Origin of the sequence: Nocardioides aurantiacus, assembly GCF_003752505.1 — a bacterium.
Classification (GTDB): Bacteria; Actinomycetota; Actinomycetes; order Propionibacteriales; family Nocardioidaceae; genus Marmoricola; species Marmoricola aurantiacus.
In genome coordinates this window covers 622,963-640,710 of record NZ_RKHO01000001.1, presented here as the reverse complement: position 1 = coordinate 640,710, position 17,748 = coordinate 622,963, and the positions used below count along the sequence as shown (strand labels likewise).

Genomic DNA, 17,748 nt, shown 5'->3' with positions numbered 1-17,748 from the left:
GCGAAACTATCGGCGGCGGCTGTGAGGGGGCTGTGAGTCTCCGGAGGACGTCCTGGGCGTGGGGAGGGGCCGCAGCCGCATACCCTGTGCCTCATGCCGTCCGACTTCACCGACGACCTCCGGCTCGCCCACGTGATGGCGGACGACGCCGACTCCACCTCGGAGAGCCGGTTCAAGGCGCTCGACCTGCACGTGATGACCAAGCCCGACCTCACGCCCGTGACCGACGCCGACCGCACCGTCGAGGAGGGCATCCGCCGCACCCTGTCGCGGGCCCGCCCCCGTGACGCCGTGCTGGGCGAGGAGCAGGGCTCCAGCGGTCACAGCCAGCGCCGCTGGGTCGTCGACCCGATCGACGGCACCAAGAACTTCGTCCGCGGCGTGCCCGTGTGGGCGACGCTGATCTCGCTGATGGTCGACGACGAGGTCGTCGTCGGCGTCGTCTCGGCCCCGATGCTCAACCGGCGCTGGTGGGCGATGAAGGGCGGCGGCGCGTGGACCGGCCGGTCGCTGCTGCGGGCGACCGCCTGCCAGGTCAGCGACGTCTCGCGCATCGAGGACGCCTCGCTGGCCTACTCCTCGCTCTCGGGCTGGGACGAGCGCGGCCGGCTGGACGACTTCCTGGCCCTCTCGCGGCGGGTCTGGCGGACCCGGGCGTACGGCGACTTCTGGTCCTACATGCTGCTCGCCGAGGGGGCCGTCGACATCGCCACCGAGCCCGAGCTCGAGGTCTACGACATGGCCGCGCTCGACGTGATCGTGCGCGAGGCGGGCGGGGTGTTCACCTCCCTCGACGGCGAGGCCGGTCCCACCGGCGGCTCGGCGATGGCCAGCAACGGCAAGCTGCACGACCAGGCGCTCGCCTTCCTCGGCTCGCTCGCCGACCACGAGGCCCCCCACCCGGGCGGCACGGTCCACGACCTCAGCGCCCGCCGCGGCGAGCCGGTCGACTGACCCGGGCCACCGGTCACTTTTGCCCCTGTCGCTCCCCGGCCCACGACACTAGGGTCGTCGCACCCACCGCGGGCAGGCAGCGCTGAGGAGGCCGTCGTGAAGATCCAGGACGTCATCAAGGGCAAGAGCAGCGGCGACGTGGTCACGATCGCCCCCGACGCGGCCGTGCGTGAGCTGGTGGCGCTGCTGGCCGAGCACAACATCGGCGCCGTCGTCGTCAGCGCCGACGGGTCCTCGGTGGACGGCATCGTCAGCGAGCGCGACGTCGTGCGCCGCCTGCGCGAGCGCGACGACGTGCTCGAGGCGCAGGTCAGCGAGATCATGACCGCACGCGTCCACACCTGCGAGCCCCAGCACGACCTCGACGAGCTGATGTCGCTGATGACCGAGCGCCGCATCCGGCACGTGCCCGTGGTCACCGAGGCCCGCCTGGTCGGCGTGGTCAGCATCGGCGACGTGGTCAAGAGCCGGATCACCCAGCTCACCTTCGAGCGCGACCAGCTCGACTCCTACGTCCACCAGACCTGAGCCTCGGCCGGCGGTCGGGCCCGCGGGAGCACCCGGCGCGGGTGACGACGGCCCGTGGCAGGCTGGACCCATGACTGCTCAGAAGCCCGAGATCGACCCGCCCGACGGCCCCGCCCCCTCCGACCTCGAGATCACCGAGATCACCGAGGGCGACGGCGCCGAGGCCACCTCCGGCAGCACCGTGTCGGTGCACTACGTCGGCGTGGCCCACTCCACCGGCGAGGAGTTCGACGCCTCCTACAACCGCGGCGCCCCGCTCGACTTCCGCCTGGGCGTCGGCCAGGTCATCAGCGGCTGGGACACCGGCGTACAGGGCATGAAGGTGGGCGGCCGTCGTCGGCTCACCATCCCGCCGCACCTGGCCTACGGAGACCGTGGCGCCGGCGGCGTGATCAAGCCCGGCGAGACGCTGATCTTCGTCGTGGACCTCGTCGACGTCCGCTGACCCACCCGTCACATCGAGGTAGGGAAACTGCCCGCCGTTGACCGGTTCGTCCCGGTCCGGCGGGCAGTTTCACCGGCTGGCCGGTGAAACTGCCCTCACCAGGGCACGTCCACCTCGCCGCCACCCGAGGCGACGCGGGAGCGCGCGCTGCCGAGCGCGACGACGTCGCCGACCACCAGCTGGCGGCCGCGTCGGAGCTCCGGCTCGTCGTTGACGGTGACGCGCCCCTCGGCGATGACGACCTTGGCGTCGGCGCCGTTCTCGACGAGGTTGGCGAGCTTGAGGAACTGACCCAGCCGGATCATGTCGTCCTTGATCGGCACGTCCTCCGGTGGTGGCGGGCCGGCCGACCGGTCGGCGGCGGGGTCCTGGCGACGGCGGCGGAACGGGTTCACAGCACCAGTGTGACCGCGTGGATCACCACGCCCACCAGGCCACCCACGATGGTGCCGTTGATCCGGATGAACTGCAGGTCGCGGCCCACGTGCAGCTCGATCTTGCGCGCGGCCTCCTCGCCGTCCCAGCGGGCGATCGTCGCGGTGATGACCGAGGTCAGCTCCTGGCCGTAGCGCCCGACCGCGAACACGACCAGGTCGGCCAGCCAGGTCTCCAGCCGCCGGCGCAGGGCCTCGTCGGTGCCGATGCGCTCCCCGAAGGACACCAGCTCGCGGGCCGCCCGGTCGCGCAGCGGACCGTCCTCCTCGGCGAGCGCCGCGAGCAGCGCCGTACGGAACGCGCTCCAGAGCGACATGCCCGTGGTGACCATCTGCGGCGTCTCGAGGAGCCGGCGCTTGAGGCTCTCGGTGCGCTCCTGGGTCTCGGGGTCGTTCAGCAGGTCGTCGGCCAGCTGGGCCAGGAACGAGTCGAGCGCCTGCCGGGCGGAGTGGTCGGGGTCGCGGCGGATGTCGGCGATCCAGCGGATGGCCTCGAGGTGGAGCCGGTTGACGATCGCCTCGTTGACCCGCTCCGGCGCCCACCACGGCGCCCGCTCGCCGACGACCTGGGTGAACCGCTCCTGGTGGTGCACCAGCCACTCGTGGGCCTCGGTCAGCGCCAGGTCGACCAGGCCGTGGTGGGCGCCGTCGCGGACCACCTCCTCGAGCAGCCGCCCCGCGACCGGCGAGATCGGCTCGGCCACGAACCGCGGGATCACGACGTCGCGCACCACGGACTCCACGTCGGAGTCCTTCAGGCGCTGCAGACCCAGGCCCGCGACGGTGGCGCCCTCGGCCACGACGCGGCGGGCGTGGGCGGGGTCGGCCACCCAGTCGCCGAGCCGGCGGGCGATGTCGGCCGCGGCCAGGCGCTCGCGCACGACCTGCTCCTGCAGGAAGTTCTCGGCGAAGAACTCCTCCAGGCTCCTGCCGAACTCGTCCTTGCGGGTCGGCACCAGCGCGGTGTGCGGGATCGGCAGCCGCAGTGGGTGGCGGAACAGCGCGGTCACCGCGAACCAGTCCGCGATCGCGCCGACCATGCTGGCCTCGGCCCCGGCGTTGACGAAGCCCCAGAACCCGTCGCGGTCCAGCGTCGCGACGTACACCACGGCGGCCAGGACCAGCAGGCCCAGCGCCACGCCCTGCATCCGCCGGAGCCGGCGCAGCCGCTCGGCGTCGGCCGCTCCGTCGGGACCGCCGAAGACGCCGGGAAGGGGTGCAGACGGCGATGGGGAGGAGGTGGCGTCGTCGGGCGCCTGGAGCGGGGTGGCCATGGTCGGAAACTACCGGTCGGGCCGCGCCGAGCCGCGGCGTGCCAGGCTGGCGGGGCAGCGGCGTACGCCGGACCCATCCGCGCACCCGGCGGCTCCGAACCGCTGCGCACCGCCATCCCCGACGAGAGGACACCATCCGTGACCACGCTGAGCGACTTCACCGCCACCTCCATCGACGGGGAGGAGGTGCCCCTGAGCGCCTACGACGGCAAGGTCGCCCTGGTCGTGAACACGGCCTCGCAGTGCGGCTTCACCCCGCAGCTCGAGGGCCTCGAGCAGCTCCACCAGCAGTACGCCGACCGCGGCCTGGCCGTCCTCGGCTTCCCGTGCAACCAGTTCGGCAACCAGGACCCGGGCAGCGACGAGGAGATCGGCGCCTTCTGCCAGAAGAACTACGGCGTCAGCTTCGACATGTTCTCCAAGGTCGACGTCAACGGTGACGACGCGCACCCGGTCTACCAGTGGCTGCGCGAGGAGAAGCGCGGGATCCTCGGCGAGAAGATCAAGTGGAACTTCACGAAGTTCCTGGTGGGCAAGGACGGCCGGGTCATCAAGCGCTACGGCTCCACGACCAAGCCCGAGAAGCTCGCCGGCGACATCGAGAAGGCACTCTCCGCCTGACCCGGCGGCGGACCCCGGTCCGCCACCAGCCTCACGTACCTGGCGGTAACGTGTCCGTCGTACGCCGCCCGACCCCACAGGAGCTCCCATGCAGCTGGCCCTCACCGAGGAGGAGACCGCGTTCCGCGAGGAGATGCGGACCTTCTTCACCACGAAGATCCCCCAGGAGCTCCGCGACACGATCGCCTCGGGCCGCCACGTCGGCAAGGAGGGCATCGTCACCGCGCAGCGGATCATGAACGAGGCCGGGTACGCCGTGCCCAACTGGCCCGTCCAGTGGGGCGGCCAGGACTGGACGCCGATGCAGCGCCACATCTGGCACGAGGAGATGCAGCTGGCCAGCGTGCCGCCGCCGCTCGCCTTCAACGCCAGCATGATCGGGCCGGTCATCGCCCACTTCGGCAGCGAGGAGATGAAGGCCAAGTTCCTCCCCGCCACCGCCAACCTCGACATCTGGTGGTGCCAGGGCTTCTCCGAGCCCAACGCCGGCTCCGACCTCGCCTCGCTCACCACCAAGGCCGTCCGCGACGGTGACGACTGGGTGATCAACGGCCAGAAGACGTGGACCACGCTCGGCCAGCACGCCGACTGGATCTTCTGCCTGTGCCGCACCGACCCCGAGGTCAAGAAGCAGGCCGGCATCTCGATGATCCTGATCCCCATGGACACCGAGGGCGTCACGCTGCGGCCGATCGAGCTCATCGACGGCGGCTTCGAGGTCAACGAGGTGTTCTTCGAGGACGTCCGCGTCCCGGCCGAGAACCTCGTCGGCAAGGAGAACCAGGGCTGGACGATGGCCAAGTTCCTGCTCGGCAACGAGCGGGTCGGCGTCGCGCCGGTCGCCCAGACCAAGCGCCGCCTGGCCACCCTCAAGCAGGTCGCCGCCGACCGCGGGCTGCTCGACGACGTGCTGCTCGCCGCCAAGGTCGTGGAGCTGGAGAACGAGCTGCTCGCGCTCGAGCTGACGGCGCTGCGCGTGGTGGCCCACTCCGCCGACGGCAAGCCGCACCCGGCCTCCTCGGTGCTCAAGCTCAAGGGCACCGAGCTGCAGCAGGCCGTGACCGAGCTGTTCGTCGACGTCGCCGGCCCACTGGCGCTCGCCTCGGGCGCGGACAAGGACTCCGACGTGCCCGACTGGGCGCGGGTCACCGCCCCCGACTACCTGAACTACCGCAAGGCGTCGATCTACGGCGGGTCCAACGAGATCCAGCGCCAGATCATCGCCGGCACCATCCTCGGCCTCTGACCCGCTCGCGAAGGAGCGCACACTCATGGACTTCTCCCTGGACGACGAGCAGACCGCCCTGCGTGACGCGGTGCGCGGCCTGCTGAAGGGCTTCGACAACGAGCAGCGGCGCGCCGCCACCTCCGAGGACCCCGGGTTCTCGCAGGAGCAGTGGGGCAGGCTGGCCGAGATGGGCCTGCTGGGGCTGCCCTACAGCGAGGACGACGGCGGCATGGGCGCCGGCCCGGTCGAGCTGGCCGTCGTCGCCGAGGAGCTCGGCCGCGTCAACGCCCCCGAGCCCTACGTCGAGACCGTCGTGCTCGCCGGCGGCCTCGTCGCCGCCCTCGGCACGCCGGCGCAGAAGGCCGAGGTCCTCGGCGCGATCTCCTCGGGCGAGCAGGTCGTCGCCGCCGCGCTGCTCGAGCCCGGCTCCCGCTGGGACCTGGCCGGTGAGGGCGTCGTGGAGAAGGACGGTCGCCTGACCGGCGTCAAGGAGCCCGTCGTGGCCGGCGGTCGTGCCGACCTGCTCGTCGTCTCCGCGACGACCGACGGTGGACCCGCCCTGTTCCTGGTCACCCCCGGCGAGGGCGTCGAGACCTCGTCGTACGCCACCTTCGACGGGGGTCGCGCCGCCCGCGTCACCCTCGACGGGGCGCCCGCCACCCGGCTCGGCGACGGCTCGGTGGACACCCTCGCCGCGCTCGAGCGCGTCGTGGCCGCGGCCAAGATCGCCTACTGCCACGAGGCGCTGGGGCTGATGGAGTCGGCGCTGCGCCTGACCACCGAGTACCTCACCACCCGCAAGCAGTTCGGGATGACGCTCAACCGGTTCCAGGCGCTGACCTTCCGCGCCGCCGACATGTACACCTCGCTCGAGCTGTCCCGCAGCATCGTCACCTGGGCCACCATGGTCCTCGCCGACCACAGCTCGACGCCGCAGCAGGTCAGCGACGCCGCCCGCCGCGCCAAGCTGCAGGTCAGCAAGGCCGGTCGCCACGTCGGCCAGGAGGCGATCCAGCTCCACGGCGGCATCGGCATGACCGCGGAGTACGCCGTGGGCCACATGACCTCGCGCCTGACCGTCATCGACCACCTGCTCGGCGACGGCCGCGAGCAGACCAAGCACCTGCTCACCACGCTCACCGACCACGAGGTCGTCGAGCCGGTCGGCTGAGGCCTCACGCCCGCCCTCACTGTGACGTCAGGGTCGTGCTCGGGGCCTCTCAACGACCCTGACGTCCCACCGACCTACTGATTCCCCGGACGTCCGGGGAATCAGCGCGCCGGTGCCACACCAGCGTCGTACCGAGGCGCGATGCGCGACCCTGGCGTAGCAACGGGCTCAGCCGCCGAACCACGTCCCGCGGCCGCCGTACCAGTCGGAGAAGCCGGCGGGGCCGGAGCCACCGCGCCCGCCGAGGTAGCTGCCGACGACGGCGGCGCCGAGGTCGTCGAGCTCGGGGGACACGACGGTGCCGTCGACGCGGTCGGCGAGCTGCTGGAGGAAGCGGCCCAGGCCCGGGTCGTCGCCGAGCCGGAAGAACGTCGTCTGGGCGCCGAGGCGCATCGCGTTGTCGAGCTCGCGCACCGACCACGCCACCGTCAGCGGGTGCGGCGGGTAGGAGAAGAAGACCTCGCCGTCGGGCTCGAGGTGGCTGGTGGGCTCGCCGTCGGTGACGATCAGCAGCACCGGCTGGGCGTTGGGGTGCTTGCGGAAGTGGCGGTTGGCCAGCAGCAGCCCGTGGTGCAGGTTGGTGCCCTTGTCCCAACGGGCGTCGAGGGCGGTCAGCTCCTCGATCTGCATGGTCTGGGCCGCGCGGCCGAAGCCGATCAGCTGCAGCGCGTCGCCGCGGAAGCGCGTCGAGATCAGCTGGTGCAGCGCGAGCGCGGTGCGCTTCATCGGCACCCAGCGGTTGGCCATCGCCATCGAGAACGAGGTGTCGACCAGGAGCGCGACCGCGGCCTGCGTGCGCGCCTCGGTCTCGTGGACCTCGACGTCCCCGATCTCCAGGCGTACGCCGCGCGAGGTGTCGCGGCCCTCGCCCGCGGTCCGGACCACGGCGTTGGTGACGGTACGGGTGACGTCCCACGGCTCGGTGTCGCCGAAGGCCCACTCGCGGCTGGCGCCGGAGCGCTCCCCCGCCGCCCCGGCCTGCCGCAGGTCGCGCGCGCCCTGGCGGCCCGACATCCGCTGCGCGACGTCCTTGAGCAGCGACTTGCCGAGCTGGCGCATCGCCTTGGGCGAGAGCGTCAGCTGGCCGTCGGAGGACCGCTTGAGGTAGCCGGTGTCGGCCAGCGCCCGCTCGAGCTCGGCCAACGTGCGGGCGTCGACGCCCGCCTGCTGGCCCAGCTGGCGCTCGAGCGCCTCGATGTCGACGTCGTCCATCCGGGCGCCGCCGTAGGACTGCGAGAGCTGCTCGGCGAGGTCGTCGAGGTCGGCGAGGTCCTGCAGCACGCCGGTGCCGTCGCCGAGGCCGAGGCCCTCCTGCCCCTCGAAGTCCTCCGACCCGCCCCAGTCCTCACCGGGACGCAGCGAGCGGAGGTGGTCGTCGAGCTGGGACAGCGACTGCATCAGCTCGGGCGAGCCGAAGGCCTGCGAGGCCAGCGCGTCGAGCTCGGCCCGCTGCTCGGCGGTCATCGAGTTGCGCATCCGCTGCGCGGCGGCCGCCCGCTGCGCGAGCGCGTCCATCAGCTCGTCGATGTCCTGGGGGTCCTCGGGGAAGAACTCACCGTGCCGGTCCATGAACTCGGCGAAGTCCTCGGGGGTGTCCTCGCCGAGTCGGCGCTTCTCCAGCAGTCCGTTGAGGTCCTGGAGCATCTCGTCGACGCGCTGGCGGTCCTCGTCGGTGGCGTTCTCCAGCGCCTGCTTCATCCCGGCGAAGCGCTGGTCGAGCAGCTCGCGCCCGAGCAGGTCCTTGATCTGGTCGAACTTCTCCCGGGCCTCCCCGCTCTTCCAGTCGTAGGAGCCGAGCTCGCTGACCGCCGCCGCGGGGCTGGCCGGGAGGTTCGCCAGCTGCATCTCCCGCAGTGCGCGGTCGCCGTCGTCGAGGTCGACGTCGCGGGCGAGCTGGCCGCGCTCGGCCAGGACCGCCTGGTCGAGCAGCTCCTTGACCTCGGCCATGGTGCCGTCGAGGCCGTGCTTGTCCAGCAGCTCCCGCCGCTTCTCCGCGACCCGACGGGCGAGGTCGTCGAGACCGGTCTGGTCGCGGCCGCCCCGGCGCAGGAACTCGCGCATCGCGTGCTCGGGGCTGTAGCCGGCCATCACGTCCTCGCCGATGGCGTCGAGCGCCTCCGCGAGGTCGACCGGGGGCGCCAGCGGGTCGGGGCCGCCGGCGTAGCGGCCGTAGCGCGAGCGCAGCGCGGGCCGACGCGCGCGTCCGCCGGCGAGCCGGGCGCGACGCCGGGCGTCCCGGTCGTCGCCGTCGTCCGGACCGGAGCCCGAGCCGGGGCCGGTGGGGTCGCCGGCGTCAGCCATAGACGGTCTCGCCCTCGCCCGAGTCCTTGCTGATCCGCTGGGCCAGGAACAGGCCCTCGAGCGCGAGCTCGACCGCGCCGGCGCGGGTGCCGTCGTCGGTGGCGTCGAGCCGGTCGCAGACCTGGTCGTAGAGGTCGGACTCGCCCAGGGGCGGCAGCCCCGAGAGCACGTCGATGGCGCTGACCTGGGCGCCGGTGACGACCATGGCGCCGGCCTCGATGGCCTGCACCAGCAGGCCGAGGTCGACGCCGGCCAGGTGGGCCCGGACGGTCTCGGCGGTGGCCTTGCGCAGCAGGTGCTCGAGGATCTGCTCCTCGCGTCCCTCCTCGCCGGTCTCGAACTCGACCTTGCCGCCGAGCACCTCCACGGCCGTCTCGAGGTCGACGACGCGGGCCACGGCGCGGTCCTCGCGCTGGGTGGTGGCGCGGTGCAGCGCTGCGGCGGCGATCGTCTCGGCGCCGGCGATCGAGAACCGGGCCGAGACGCCGGAGCGCTGGTCGACCGAGCTGGACTCGCGCAGCGCCCGGGTGAAGCGGGCGAGGATCTCCACGAGGTGGTCGGGCACGTCGGCGACGAGGTCGGCCTCCTGCCGGATCACCGCGACCTCGTCCTCGAGCGCGATCGGGTAGTGGGTGCGGATCTCGGCGCCGAAGCGGTCCTTGAGCGGCGTGATGATGCGGCCGCGGTTGGTGTAGTCCTCGGGGTTGGCACTGGCCACCACGAGGGTGTCGAGCGGCAGCCGCAGCACGTAGCCGCGGATCTGGATGTCGCGCTCCTCCATCACGTTGAGCATCGCGACCTGGATCCGCTCGGCGAGGTCGGGGAGCTCGTTGATCGCCACGATGCCCCGGTGGGAGCGCGGGATCAGCCCGAAGTGGATGGTCTCGGGATCACCGAGGCTGCGCCCCTCCGCGACCTTCATCGGGTCCACGTCGCCGATCAGGTCGGCCACCGAGGTGTCGGGCGTGGCCAGCTTCTCGGCGTACCGCTCGTCGCGGTGGCGCCACTCGACGGCGAGGTCGTCGCCCTCCTCGGCGGCCCGGCGCTGCGAGGCGTGGGTGATCGGGTCGTAGGGGTGCTCGCCGAGCTCGGCCCCGGCGATCACCGGCGTCCACTCGTCGAGCAGGCCCACGAGGGTGCGCAGCAGTCGGGTCTTGCCCTGGCCGCGCTCACCGAGCAGGACGACGTCGTGGCCGGCGAGCAGCGCCCGCTCCAGCTGGGGGATGACGGTGCTCTCGAAGCCGTGCAGGCCGGGCCAGGGGTCGCGGCCGTCACGGAGGGCCGAGAGGAGGTTCTCGCGCAGCTCGGTGCGCAGCGGCCGGTGCTCGTGGCCGCTCTCGCGGAGCTGGCCGAGGGTCCGGGCGGTGGGTGGGGTCGTCACGCTCGCCAAACTAACGCGGTGCTGCAACGCCTCATCCGGGGGCGGCGATACTCGGGACGTGCCGTTCCCGCCCTCCCCCGCACCCTGTCCCTGCGGCTCCACGAGGTCGTACGCCGCGTGCTGCGGCCCGCTGCACCGCGCCGAGCGGCAGGCGGCGACCCCGGAGGAGCTGATGCGCTCGCGCTACACGGCGTACGCCCTCGGCGAGGTCGACCACGTGTGGCGCACCTGGCACCCCCGCACCCGGCCCGAGCGGGTCACCCACGACCCGACGACGACCTGGACGGGCCTGGAGGTGCTGCGCGCGGAGGACGACGTCGTGGAGTTCGTCGCCTCCCACCGCTCCCCCGACGGCGACGGCCGGATGCACGAGGTCAGCCGCTTCGAGCAGCGGGCGGGCCGTTGGTTCTACGTGGGGCCGGTGTGAGCGCCGCCGAGGCCGTCACGCTGCGACCCCGTCGCCCCGAGGACGTGCCCCGCCTCGCGGAGCTGCTGGCCGCGCAGCAGCCGACCTCGCACTACCCGCTGCGGTGGCCGCTGCCGTTCCCGGTGGAGGACTTCCTGGTGCGTCCGGGCGAGCAGGCCGCCTGGGTCGCCGAGCGCGACGGGGTGCTGCTGGGGCACGTGGCCCTCACCGACCCGGGCGACCTCGCCGACCGCTTCGCCGCCGCCCTCCCGGGGCGGCGGCGCGACGACCTCGCGGCCGTGTCGGTGCTCGTGGTCGCGCCGGCCTCGCGCGGCCTCGGGATCGGCGGCCTGCTGCTCGACACGGCCGTGGCCCACGCCCGTGCGGCGGGGTGGCTGCCGGTGCTCGACGTCGTCCCCACCCACGTCGGGGCGGTCTCGCTCTACCGCGGGCGCGGCTGGCGCGAGGTCGGGTCCTTCCGGCCGCCGTGGCTGGCCGAGGAGCGGCCCGCCCTGCTGCTGATGGTGCTCGACCCGTGACCGCGGCGAGCGCCGGGGAGCCCGCTGTCGCGAACGTCACGCTCCCCCCGGTCGGCGGTGGTGCTGTGCCACCCTGGGCACCGTGTCCGCCAGTGCCTGGGTCGCCGTCCTCCTCGGCGTGCTGCTGGTCGGCACCGCGATCGCTCTGCTCGACGCGACCCGACGGCTGCGCGAGGCCCGCGACGAGCTCGAGCGGGTGCGCGACCAGGCCACCTCGGTCGCGGTGGAGGAGCGCCCCCGCGCCGTGCAGGCGGCCGGCGCCGCGATGCGCACCGCGATGGAGACCGTGACCCGGCTCCGCGAGCAGGGGGTGCGCGGCATGCTCGTCAGCTCGATCGAGGACCTCACCGCCTGGGCCCTGGAGGACCGCACCGAGATCGTGCGCGTGGCCGACGAGGACGGCAACGTGACCATCATGTTCTCCGACATCGAGGGCTCCACCGCTCTCAACGACGAGCTCGGCGACGAGGTCTGGCTCAAGGTGCTCCAGGCCCACGACAAGCTGCTCTCGCGCTGCTTCGACCAGCACCGCGGCCACATCGTCAAGAGCGCCGGCGACGGCTACATGGTCGTCTTCTCGACGCCGCAGCTGGGCATCGCCGCGGCGCTCGACGTGCAGCGCGCGCTGGAGCGCGAACGGGTCCCCCGGGCGCTGCGCCAGCACCCCGTGCGGGTGCGGATCGGGCTGCACACCGGGCGGGCCGTCGAGCGCGACGGCGACTGGTTCGGCCGCAACGTGGCGATGGCCGCCCGCGTCGCCAACACCGCCGAGGGCGGCGAGGTGCTGGTCAGCACCGAGCTGGCCGCGCGCCTGAAGGAGGACGTCGGCGACGACCTGGCCTGGACCCTGCAGCAGACCGAGCCGGTCACCCTCAAGGGGCTGCCGGGCGAGCACACGCTGTGGCAGGTGTCGGCATGAGCGAGGACTCCAGCGTGGACCCGGGCGGCCCGACCGAGGAGCCCACGGGCCGGCCGCTGACGCCCGAGGAGACCGCACGGGTCGTCGAGCTGTCCCAGCACTTCGCCCGTGAGGGCATGACCTCGGAGCTGGCCGGGTTCGTCGACCACGGCCTGCCCGCCGACGTGGCCGACCACGACGGCAACACGCTGCTCATGCTGGCGGCCTACCACGGCCACGCGGAGACGGTCGCCATGCTGCTCGACCGCGGCGCCGACGCCGACCGGCGCAACGGCCGCGACCAGTCGCCGGTAGCGGGCGCGCTGTTCAAGGGCGAGGACGACGTGGTGCGGCTGCTGGTCGCCGCCGGGGCCGACCTCGACGCCGGCACGCCGAGCGGCCGGGCGACGGCGCAGATGTTCGGGCGAGCGGACCTGCTGCCCTGATGGCCCGCACCGTGCTCCTCGTCGACGGCGCCAACGTCGTGGGTTCGCGCCCCGACGGGTGGTGGCGCGACCGCGCCGGCGCGGCGGCCCGGCTGCACGGCCGCCTGGCGGTCGCCGACACGTCGTACGACGAGATCGTGCTGGTGCTCGAGGGCAAGGCCAAGGGCGGCGTCCCCGCCGGTCGCGACGCGCACCTGCGCACCGTCCACGCCCCGCGCGACGGCGACAGCGCGCTGTCCAAGGAGGCGGCCGCCGCCCGCGAGCGCGGCCACGACGTCGTCGTCATCACCGCCGACCGCGGCCTGCAGATGCGTGTCGAGGGTCTCGGCTGCCGGGTGATGAGCCCCACCTGGCTGCTCGCGGTGATCGAGGGCTGACCACCCGCCCCGCGTCACCAGCCCGCGTCACCAGTCCCCCGTCACCACCCCTGGGCGCGCTTGCGGCGGATCACGGCCGCCAGGTCGAGCTCGTGGGTGGCCCGCCAGTCCGCGAGCCGCTGCTGGTCGGCCGCCAGCTGGGCCGGGGTCGAGCCGGCACGGTCGTGGTGCCAGCGCAGCGCCTCCTCGGCGTAGGCCACCCAGGCGATGGGGCGCACGGACCGGATCCGGTCGAGGGCCTGCACCGGGTCCCAGCCCTGGGCGAGCAGCACCGCGAACCCGAGCGACGGGCCGCGGTTGATCCCCATGTGGCAGTGGGTCAGGACCACGCCACCCCGGTCGACGGCCTCCAGCGCCCAGTCGACGCCGCGGTCGAACCACGCACCCGGCACCCGCTGGCCCGCGTCGTCCATGCCGTGGTGGAGGTAGCCGACCTGCGGCGCGAGCTGGCGCACCCACTCCTCGTCGGACCACTCGACACGCGCGTCCACCAGGTGGGTCAGGCCCGCGTCGAGCAGCTCGCGCAGCTGGGTCGCGGCCAGCCGGTGGTCACGGGTGTCGAGGTCGCCACCCACGAGGAGCTGGTCGGTCACGAAGGCGGCGTCGGCCACCTCCAGCGCACGGGAGGACGGGGACGCCGGGCGGGCGGGTTCACGGGGGGCCGACATGGTCCGACGATCCTGCCAGCCGGGGCCGGACGGGGTCGGCGCGGGCCGCGTCAGCCCGTGGTGCCGGTGACCCGGTCGAGGAGCTGCGCGCTCCGGCCGAGGACCGACGTGGGGCCGGTGGCGTCGCGCGGCTCGGTCGACCGGTCGGGCTGCCCGTCGGCACGGCCCTCGTCGGACCGCGGGGCTCCCTTGCCGGACCCCTTGTCGGCGCTGCTCTCCGGGCCCTTGCTGCCCGTGCCCTGCGCACCCCGGCCACGGTCGCTGCTCGTGGTCGGCGGCCGGTCGGGCTCCTGGTCGGGGGCGGCGGGTGTGGGTGCGGCGGCGGGTGCGGGTGCGGCGGTGGGTGCGGCGGCGGGTGCGGGGGCGGCGGCCGGGGACGGGGCGGGTGACGCCGAGGCCGACGCGACGGCGGGGCCCCGGGTCCGAGGGCCGGTGGCGCCGTCTGGCGCGGCGGCGCCGTCGCCGGCCTGCTCGCGCCGCGGGCGCGGCGCGTCGTCGTGTCGCGCGCGGGTGCCGGACGGCGACGCCGAAGGACTGGGCGAGGCGGTGGGCCGCACGGTCACGGTGCTCGAGCGCGGAGCGGCGCCGAGCCGGGCGTCGTCGCGCGCCGCCACCTGCTGCGGGCCGCGGGTGACCCCGCCCCGCGTCGTGGTGGGGACGCGGGCCTCGCCGTCCGCGTCGTCGGCGGCCGGGGTCCCGGGGAGCGGCGCGGCGGGCACGCCCGACAGGGACTCCGGGTCCGGCAGGTCCTCGAGCGTGGGGGTGCGGTCGAGGACGCCGCGCGGGCGCGGGAAGTCGAAGGGCAGGTAGGAGCGGGACAGCTCCGAGACCTGGCGCTGGAGCGGGGCGGGCAGCGAGTTGGCCGCGGCCGAGAGCCCGGTCGCCCCGACGGTGGCGACGGCGAGGACGACGGCGCCGGTGACGGCACCGCGCGGACCCGTGAGCCGCCGCAGCGGGACCACGCGGGCGAGGTCGGGGCCGGCAGCCGCCTCGGGGGCGGGCGGGCCCAGCAGCTCGGCCAGCTCGGCCGAGGGGGTCGGGGGCGTGTCGTCGACCAGGGACAGCAGGCTCCCGAGCTCCTCGCGGAGGTGGTCGCGGTCGACGGCGTCGAGACCGTCGACGGACTCCGCCAGCAGGGCGTCGAGCTGGGTCCGGCTCATCACGGCACCTCCGGGGCGACCATGAGCTCGCGCAGGCGCTCGAGCCCACGCCGCTGCAGCTGCTTGACCGAGGGCACCGTCTTGCCCAGCACCTGGGCGGTCTCCTCGAGGGTCAGGTCACCGACCACGCGCAGCGAGACGACCGCGCGCTGGTCCTCACCGAGCCGCTGCATCAGTCGCACCGCCCGCTCCGCCTCGACGCTGGTGACGGCGTGCTGCTCCGCCGACTCGCTGGTGCGGTCGTCGTGCTCGGGCTCGTAGGCCAGGACGTGCGGGCGGCGCGCGCGTCGCCGGGCGTCGTCGACGACCCGGGCGTGCGCGACCGAGAACGCCAGCGTGCGGAGTCCGGCCGCCCCGCCGTCGACACCGGCCAGGCGCGGCACGAGGGCCAGGAAGACCTCGGAGGTGCAGCCCTCGGGATCCTCGACACCGCGGGAGCGCAGGTAGCCGAGCACCCGCGGGGAGAGGGCCTCGTAGACCTGACGGGTGGCCAGCGGGTCGCCGGCGGCGGCGTCGCGGACGACGTCGTCGGACAGCTCCACGCGCTCGGGCTCCTCGTCGCTCGGTCGTCCCCCGAAGTAACCTGCCGGCCACCAACGGGGGGTAGGGGTGGCCGACAGGTTACGTCATCGGGGGTGCCGGAGGGACGTCGCGCGTCCCCTCGCACCGGTGCCCGTCCCGGTGTGACCGGGAGCGGGAGGTGGGGCTTGGTCACGAGGTGCCTCGCAGGTCAGGTGGGCGTCGACGTGCTCCTCGAGCAACATCCCGGTGCCCCCCTGCCCACGGGGTTCTCGTGGGCCATTCCCTGCGGTAATCGTCGCCGGAGCGCGAAGGTTCCGCCGATTCCGGAAGTTTCTTCCGCGATCTCGGTCCGGGTCAGCGCTTGAAGCGCTCGTCACGGGCCTCGGCGTTGCTGTCGGCACGGTTCTGGTAGTTCATGACGACGTCCATGAACGGCCGCCAGTCGACGTCGCGGGCCTGCACGATCACCCAGTTGTCGCGGTAGTGGCCGAAGGCGACCGACCCGTCGCGGACGAGCATGTCGACGCCCGGGTCCTCGAGGTCGAAGCGGTGCACCTCCGCGCCCCGGTGGATGTGCACCATCGGCCCGGTGATGGTGATGCGCTGCGGCACCCGCGCCATCAGGGTCACCCAGCACAGCACCAGCACGACGGCGAGCACGACGGCGACGGCCACCAGCCACGTCCGCTGGTCCTGCCACAGCAGCCACAGCGCCACCCCCAGGCCGAGGAACGACAGCGCGAGGAGCAGCTTCACCACGACGCGCAGCGGGCTCGGCGCCACGAAGACGTGGTCCGGCCGGCGCTGCTGCGGGGGGCTCACGACCCCAGGTTGCCACGCGAGCGGCCCGACCGGAGGCGGTTCGGGAGGGTTCGTCCTGCCACCGGCGAGCTGCCCGGAGAGGACCGCCCCCTCGCGGCCGTCTGACGGAGACCCGTCACACCCCTCGGCGCGGAAGTGCTGTGCGCGGTCGCCGCGTGCCCTAACGTGCCCCCGGAGGCCGGCGCGGGTGCGGGCCGGGGGGAGCGTGAGGGATGGCCGTCAAGCGCGTGCTGCACCGCGTGGTCAACGAGCCGCGGCTGCTGCTGGCGGTGCTCGTGGCCGACTTCCTGGTCGCCTCGGGCCTCTACTGGGCCATCGAGGGCACCGGTCCGGTCGCCTCGATGTGGTGGGCGATCGTCACCGGCACCACCACGGGGTACGGCGACTACTCCCCCGTGACCACCGCGGGACGCGGCGTCGCCGTGCTGTTCATGCTCTCGATGCTGCTGCTGGTGCTGTGCGCCGGCGCCCACTTCACCCGCGCGGTGCTGCACGACCCGGACGCGTTCACCGACGCCGAGCAGCGCGAGATGCTGGGGCTGCTGCGGGAGAACAACGCGCTGCTGCGACTGCAGGTCGAGCACGACCACGGACCCCAGGCCCTCGAGCGGGCCCTCGAGCTGGCCCCCGAGCAGGCCCACGCCCCCGTCCACCACCCCCGGCAGCAGGAGCACCCATGACCACCACCCTCCGTCGCGCCAGCCGGGCCGTCCCGCTCGGCCTCACCGTGCTCGCCGCCTCCAGCCTGAGCGGCTGCGGCGGCGACCCCGACGTCGCGGCCGTGTGCGTCGACCCGCAGACCCAGGAGCGGGTCGACGACGGCCAGTGCGACGCCAGCGACGACCCGCAGGACTACGACGGGGGCTCCGGGGTCGGGGGCGCCTTCTTCTGGTACTACCTCGGCACCCAGTCGGCCCGGTCCATCCCGGCGGTCGGCGCCCCCGTCTCCGGCGGCACCTTCAACGGATCCGGCCTGGTCAGCTCCGGGCGCAGCGTCCAGCGCGGCGGGCTCCCCGCCGACGGGGCGACGTCGTTCAAGTCCTACTCCAAGTCCGGGGGCTTCGGCTCCTCCAAGGGCGTCTCCTCCTCCTGAGCCGCCCCGGCTCCCGACCGACCGAAAGGCCGCCCATGTTCGACCTCTGGACCGCGCTCTACCACGCCGTCGTGTACGCCGTCCTGGCCGGCGCCGTGCTGGTGCTGGCCTACGTGGTGCTCGACCTGCTCACCCCCGGCCACCTCGGACGCCACCTGCTCGGCACCACCGAGCACGGGGCGTCGTACTCCGCCGCCACGGTCGCGGCCGCCTGGGTGATCGGCAACGGCGCGGTGGTGTTCACCGCGATCTGGACCAACGGCGACACCGACCTGGGCTACGCCCTGCTCTGGACGCTGGTCTTCGGGCTGGTCGGCTGCGCCCTCAACGCGGTGATGCTGGTCGCCATCGACCTCGTCACGCCCGGCAACCTGCGCGCCGTGGTCTGCACCCCCGGGCCGGTGGTGCCCCTGGCCGTGCTGAGCGCGGCCTCGACGCTGGCCATCTCGGCCATCGTCTGCGCCTCGATCGCCTGAGCCG

22 protein-coding genes are annotated in these 17,748 nt (G+C 73.8%); 14 read left to right on the top strand and 8 right to left on the bottom strand.

Annotated elements, in window-relative coordinates:
* The first annotated feature begins 93 nt into the window (after positions 1 to 93).
* The 3 genes from hisN (at position 94) to EDD33_RS03150 (ending at position 1,927) form a co-directional block, all read left to right on the top strand.
* Positions 94 to 954, top strand: a complete 861-nt coding sequence (gene hisN, locus EDD33_RS03160) for a histidinol-phosphatase (RefSeq protein ID WP_123389073.1) — start codon at positions 94 to 96, stop codon at positions 952 to 954.
* A 96-nt stretch (positions 955 to 1,050) separates the two neighbouring features.
* Positions 1,051 to 1,482: a CBS domain-containing protein gene (locus tag EDD33_RS03155; RefSeq protein WP_123389072.1), complete on the top strand. Its 432-nt coding sequence runs from the start codon at positions 1,051 to 1,053 to the stop codon at positions 1,480 to 1,482.
* Positions 1,483 to 1,552: 70 nt separating this feature from the next.
* Entirely contained in the window at positions 1,553 to 1,927 is a 375-nt protein-coding gene (locus EDD33_RS03150; RefSeq protein WP_123389071.1) for an FKBP-type peptidyl-prolyl cis-trans isomerase, read from the top strand.
* 95 nt (positions 1,928 to 2,022) lie between these two features.
* On the opposite strand, the gene EDD33_RS03145 is transcribed toward EDD33_RS03150, so the two are convergent.
* Positions 2,023 to 2,244: an RNA-binding S4 domain-containing protein gene (locus EDD33_RS03145; protein ID WP_211332642.1), complete on the bottom strand. Its 222-nt coding sequence runs from the start codon at positions 2,242 to 2,244 to the stop codon at positions 2,023 to 2,025.
* 74 nt (positions 2,245 to 2,318) lie between these two features.
* Positions 2,319 to 3,635: a DUF445 domain-containing protein gene (locus EDD33_RS03140; protein WP_123389070.1), complete on the bottom strand. Its 1,317-nt coding sequence runs from the start codon at positions 3,633 to 3,635 to the stop codon at positions 2,319 to 2,321.
* 138 nt (positions 3,636 to 3,773) lie between these two features.
* Here EDD33_RS03140 and EDD33_RS03135 point away from each other — a divergent pair, with 138 nt between their 5' ends.
* The 3 genes from EDD33_RS03135 (at position 3,774) to EDD33_RS03125 (ending at position 6,655) form a co-directional block, all read left to right on the top strand.
* Entirely contained in the window at positions 3,774 to 4,256 is a 483-nt protein-coding gene (locus EDD33_RS03135; protein ID WP_123389069.1) for a glutathione peroxidase, read from the top strand.
* An 88-nt stretch (positions 4,257 to 4,344) separates the two neighbouring features.
* Positions 4,345 to 5,502 carry an acyl-CoA dehydrogenase family protein gene (locus EDD33_RS03130; protein WP_123389068.1) on the top strand — a complete coding sequence of 386 codons (1,158 nt, stop codon included), beginning with the start codon at positions 4,345 to 4,347 and terminating at the stop codon, positions 5,500 to 5,502.
* Positions 5,503 to 5,527: 25 nt separating this feature from the next.
* Positions 5,528 to 6,655 carry an acyl-CoA dehydrogenase family protein gene (locus EDD33_RS03125; protein WP_123389067.1) on the top strand — a complete coding sequence of 376 codons (1,128 nt, stop codon included), beginning with the start codon at positions 5,528 to 5,530 and terminating at the stop codon, positions 6,653 to 6,655.
* Positions 6,656 to 6,823: 168 nt separating this feature from the next.
* On the opposite strand, the gene EDD33_RS03120 is transcribed toward EDD33_RS03125, so the two are convergent.
* Entirely contained in the window at positions 6,824 to 8,956 is a 2,133-nt protein-coding gene (locus EDD33_RS03120; protein WP_246003338.1) for a vWA domain-containing protein, read from the bottom strand.
* Positions 8,949 to 10,337, bottom strand: a complete 1,389-nt coding sequence (locus EDD33_RS03115; protein ID WP_123389066.1) for a magnesium chelatase ATPase subunit I — start codon at positions 10,335 to 10,337, stop codon at positions 8,949 to 8,951. The genes EDD33_RS03120 and EDD33_RS03115 overlap by 8 nt, the downstream gene beginning before the upstream one ends.
* 58 nt (positions 10,338 to 10,395) lie before the next feature.
* Between EDD33_RS03115 and EDD33_RS03110 the strand changes: the two genes are divergently transcribed.
* From EDD33_RS03110 to EDD33_RS03090, 5 genes are all read left to right on the top strand, one after another.
* Positions 10,396 to 10,764 (top strand): YchJ family protein, encoded by a 369-nt coding sequence (locus tag EDD33_RS03110; RefSeq protein ID WP_123389065.1) that lies wholly within the window; start codon positions 10,396 to 10,398, stop codon positions 10,762 to 10,764.
* Positions 10,761 to 11,282: a GNAT family N-acetyltransferase gene (locus EDD33_RS03105; RefSeq protein ID WP_170169683.1), complete on the top strand. Its 522-nt coding sequence runs from the start codon at positions 10,761 to 10,763 to the stop codon at positions 11,280 to 11,282. The genes EDD33_RS03110 and EDD33_RS03105 overlap by 4 nt, the downstream gene beginning before the upstream one ends.
* An 82-nt stretch (positions 11,283 to 11,364) precedes the next feature.
* Positions 11,365 to 12,201, top strand: coding sequence for an adenylate/guanylate cyclase domain-containing protein (locus tag EDD33_RS03100; protein WP_123389064.1), 837 nt, complete (start codon positions 11,365 to 11,367; stop codon positions 12,199 to 12,201).
* On the top strand, positions 12,198 to 12,626 hold the full coding sequence (locus EDD33_RS03095; RefSeq protein ID WP_123389063.1) for an ankyrin repeat domain-containing protein: 429 nt from the start codon (positions 12,198 to 12,200) through the stop codon (positions 12,624 to 12,626). The genes EDD33_RS03100 and EDD33_RS03095 overlap by 4 nt, the downstream gene beginning before the upstream one ends.
* Positions 12,626 to 13,003, top strand: coding sequence for a PIN domain-containing protein (locus tag EDD33_RS03090; RefSeq protein ID WP_056536714.1), 378 nt, complete (start codon positions 12,626 to 12,628; stop codon positions 13,001 to 13,003). The genes EDD33_RS03095 and EDD33_RS03090 overlap by 1 nt, the downstream gene beginning before the upstream one ends.
* Positions 13,004 to 13,044: 41 nt before the next feature.
* Here the strand turns inward: EDD33_RS03090 and EDD33_RS03085 are convergent, their stop codons facing one another.
* The 4 genes from EDD33_RS03085 to EDD33_RS03070 form a co-directional block, all read right to left on the bottom strand.
* The gene (locus EDD33_RS03085; protein ID WP_123389062.1) at positions 13,045 to 13,671 is read right to left on the bottom strand and encodes a protein-tyrosine phosphatase family protein; all 627 of its coding nucleotides are present in this window, start codon (positions 13,669 to 13,671) and stop codon (positions 13,045 to 13,047) included.
* Positions 13,672 to 13,721: 50 nt separating this feature from the next.
* The gene (locus EDD33_RS03080) at positions 13,722 to 14,831 is read right to left on the bottom strand and encodes a hypothetical protein (protein ID WP_123389061.1); all 1,110 of its coding nucleotides are present in this window, start codon (positions 14,829 to 14,831) and stop codon (positions 13,722 to 13,724) included.
* Positions 14,831 to 15,373 (bottom strand): RNA polymerase sigma factor, encoded by a 543-nt coding sequence (locus EDD33_RS03075; RefSeq protein WP_170169682.1) that lies wholly within the window; start codon positions 15,371 to 15,373, stop codon positions 14,831 to 14,833. The genes EDD33_RS03080 and EDD33_RS03075 overlap by 1 nt, the downstream gene beginning before the upstream one ends.
* Before the next feature lie 334 nt (positions 15,374 to 15,707).
* A complete protein-coding gene (locus EDD33_RS03070; RefSeq protein ID WP_123389059.1) occupies positions 15,708 to 16,175 on the bottom strand; it encodes a hypothetical protein in 468 nt (155 codons plus the stop codon).
* A 212-nt stretch (positions 16,176 to 16,387) separates the two neighbouring features.
* Here EDD33_RS03070 and EDD33_RS03065 point away from each other — a divergent pair, with 212 nt between their 5' ends.
* Genes EDD33_RS03065 through EDD33_RS03055 form a run of 3 tightly spaced genes read left to right on the top strand, consistent with a single transcriptional unit; the run spans position 16,388 to position 17,744 of the window.
* A complete protein-coding gene (locus EDD33_RS03065) occupies positions 16,388 to 16,855 on the top strand; it encodes a potassium channel family protein (protein ID WP_123389058.1) in 468 nt (155 codons plus the stop codon).
* Entirely contained in the window at positions 16,852 to 17,268 is a 417-nt protein-coding gene (locus EDD33_RS03060; RefSeq protein WP_123389057.1) for a hypothetical protein, read from the top strand. Before EDD33_RS03065 ends, EDD33_RS03060 begins: the two co-directional genes overlap by 4 nt.
* Positions 17,269 to 17,303: 35 nt before the next feature.
* On the top strand, positions 17,304 to 17,744 hold the full coding sequence (locus EDD33_RS03055) for a DUF350 domain-containing protein (protein ID WP_123389056.1): 441 nt from the start codon (positions 17,304 to 17,306) through the stop codon (positions 17,742 to 17,744).
* Positions 17,745 to 17,748 lie beyond the last annotated feature (4 nt).

Bases quoted from the DNA above. Each gene is read 5' to 3' on its own strand.
- hisN (WP_123389073.1), top strand. From the start codon at position 94: ATGCCGTCCGACTTCACCGACGACCTCCGGCTCGCCCACGTGATGGCG.
- EDD33_RS03150 (WP_123389071.1), top strand. From the start codon at position 1,553: ATGACTGCTCAGAAGCCCGAGATCGACCCGCCCGACGGCCCCGCCCCC.
- EDD33_RS03140 (WP_123389070.1), bottom strand. From the start codon at position 3,635: ATGGCCACCCCGCTCCAGGCGCCCGACGACGCCACCTCCTCCCCATCG.
- EDD33_RS03130 (WP_123389068.1), top strand. From the start codon at position 4,345: ATGCAGCTGGCCCTCACCGAGGAGGAGACCGCGTTCCGCGAGGAGATG.
- EDD33_RS03125 (WP_123389067.1), top strand. From the start codon at position 5,528: ATGGACTTCTCCCTGGACGACGAGCAGACCGCCCTGCGTGACGCGGTG.
- EDD33_RS03120 (WP_246003338.1), bottom strand. From the start codon at position 8,956: ATGGCTGACGCCGGCGACCCCACCGGCCCCGGCTCGGGCTCCGGTCCG.
- EDD33_RS03095 (WP_123389063.1), top strand. From the start codon at position 12,198: ATGAGCGAGGACTCCAGCGTGGACCCGGGCGGCCCGACCGAGGAGCCC.
- EDD33_RS03090 (WP_056536714.1), top strand. From the start codon at position 12,626: ATGGCCCGCACCGTGCTCCTCGTCGACGGCGCCAACGTCGTGGGTTCG.
- EDD33_RS03085 (WP_123389062.1), bottom strand. From the start codon at position 13,671: ATGTCGGCCCCCCGTGAACCCGCCCGCCCGGCGTCCCCGTCCTCCCGT.
- EDD33_RS03080 (WP_123389061.1), bottom strand. From the start codon at position 14,831: ATGAGCCGGACCCAGCTCGACGCCCTGCTGGCGGAGTCCGTCGACGGT.
- EDD33_RS03065 (WP_123389058.1), top strand. From the start codon at position 16,388: ATGGCCGTCAAGCGCGTGCTGCACCGCGTGGTCAACGAGCCGCGGCTG.
- EDD33_RS03060 (WP_123389057.1), top strand. From the start codon at position 16,852: ATGACCACCACCCTCCGTCGCGCCAGCCGGGCCGTCCCGCTCGGCCTC.
- EDD33_RS03055 (WP_123389056.1), top strand. From the start codon at position 17,304: ATGTTCGACCTCTGGACCGCGCTCTACCACGCCGTCGTGTACGCCGTC.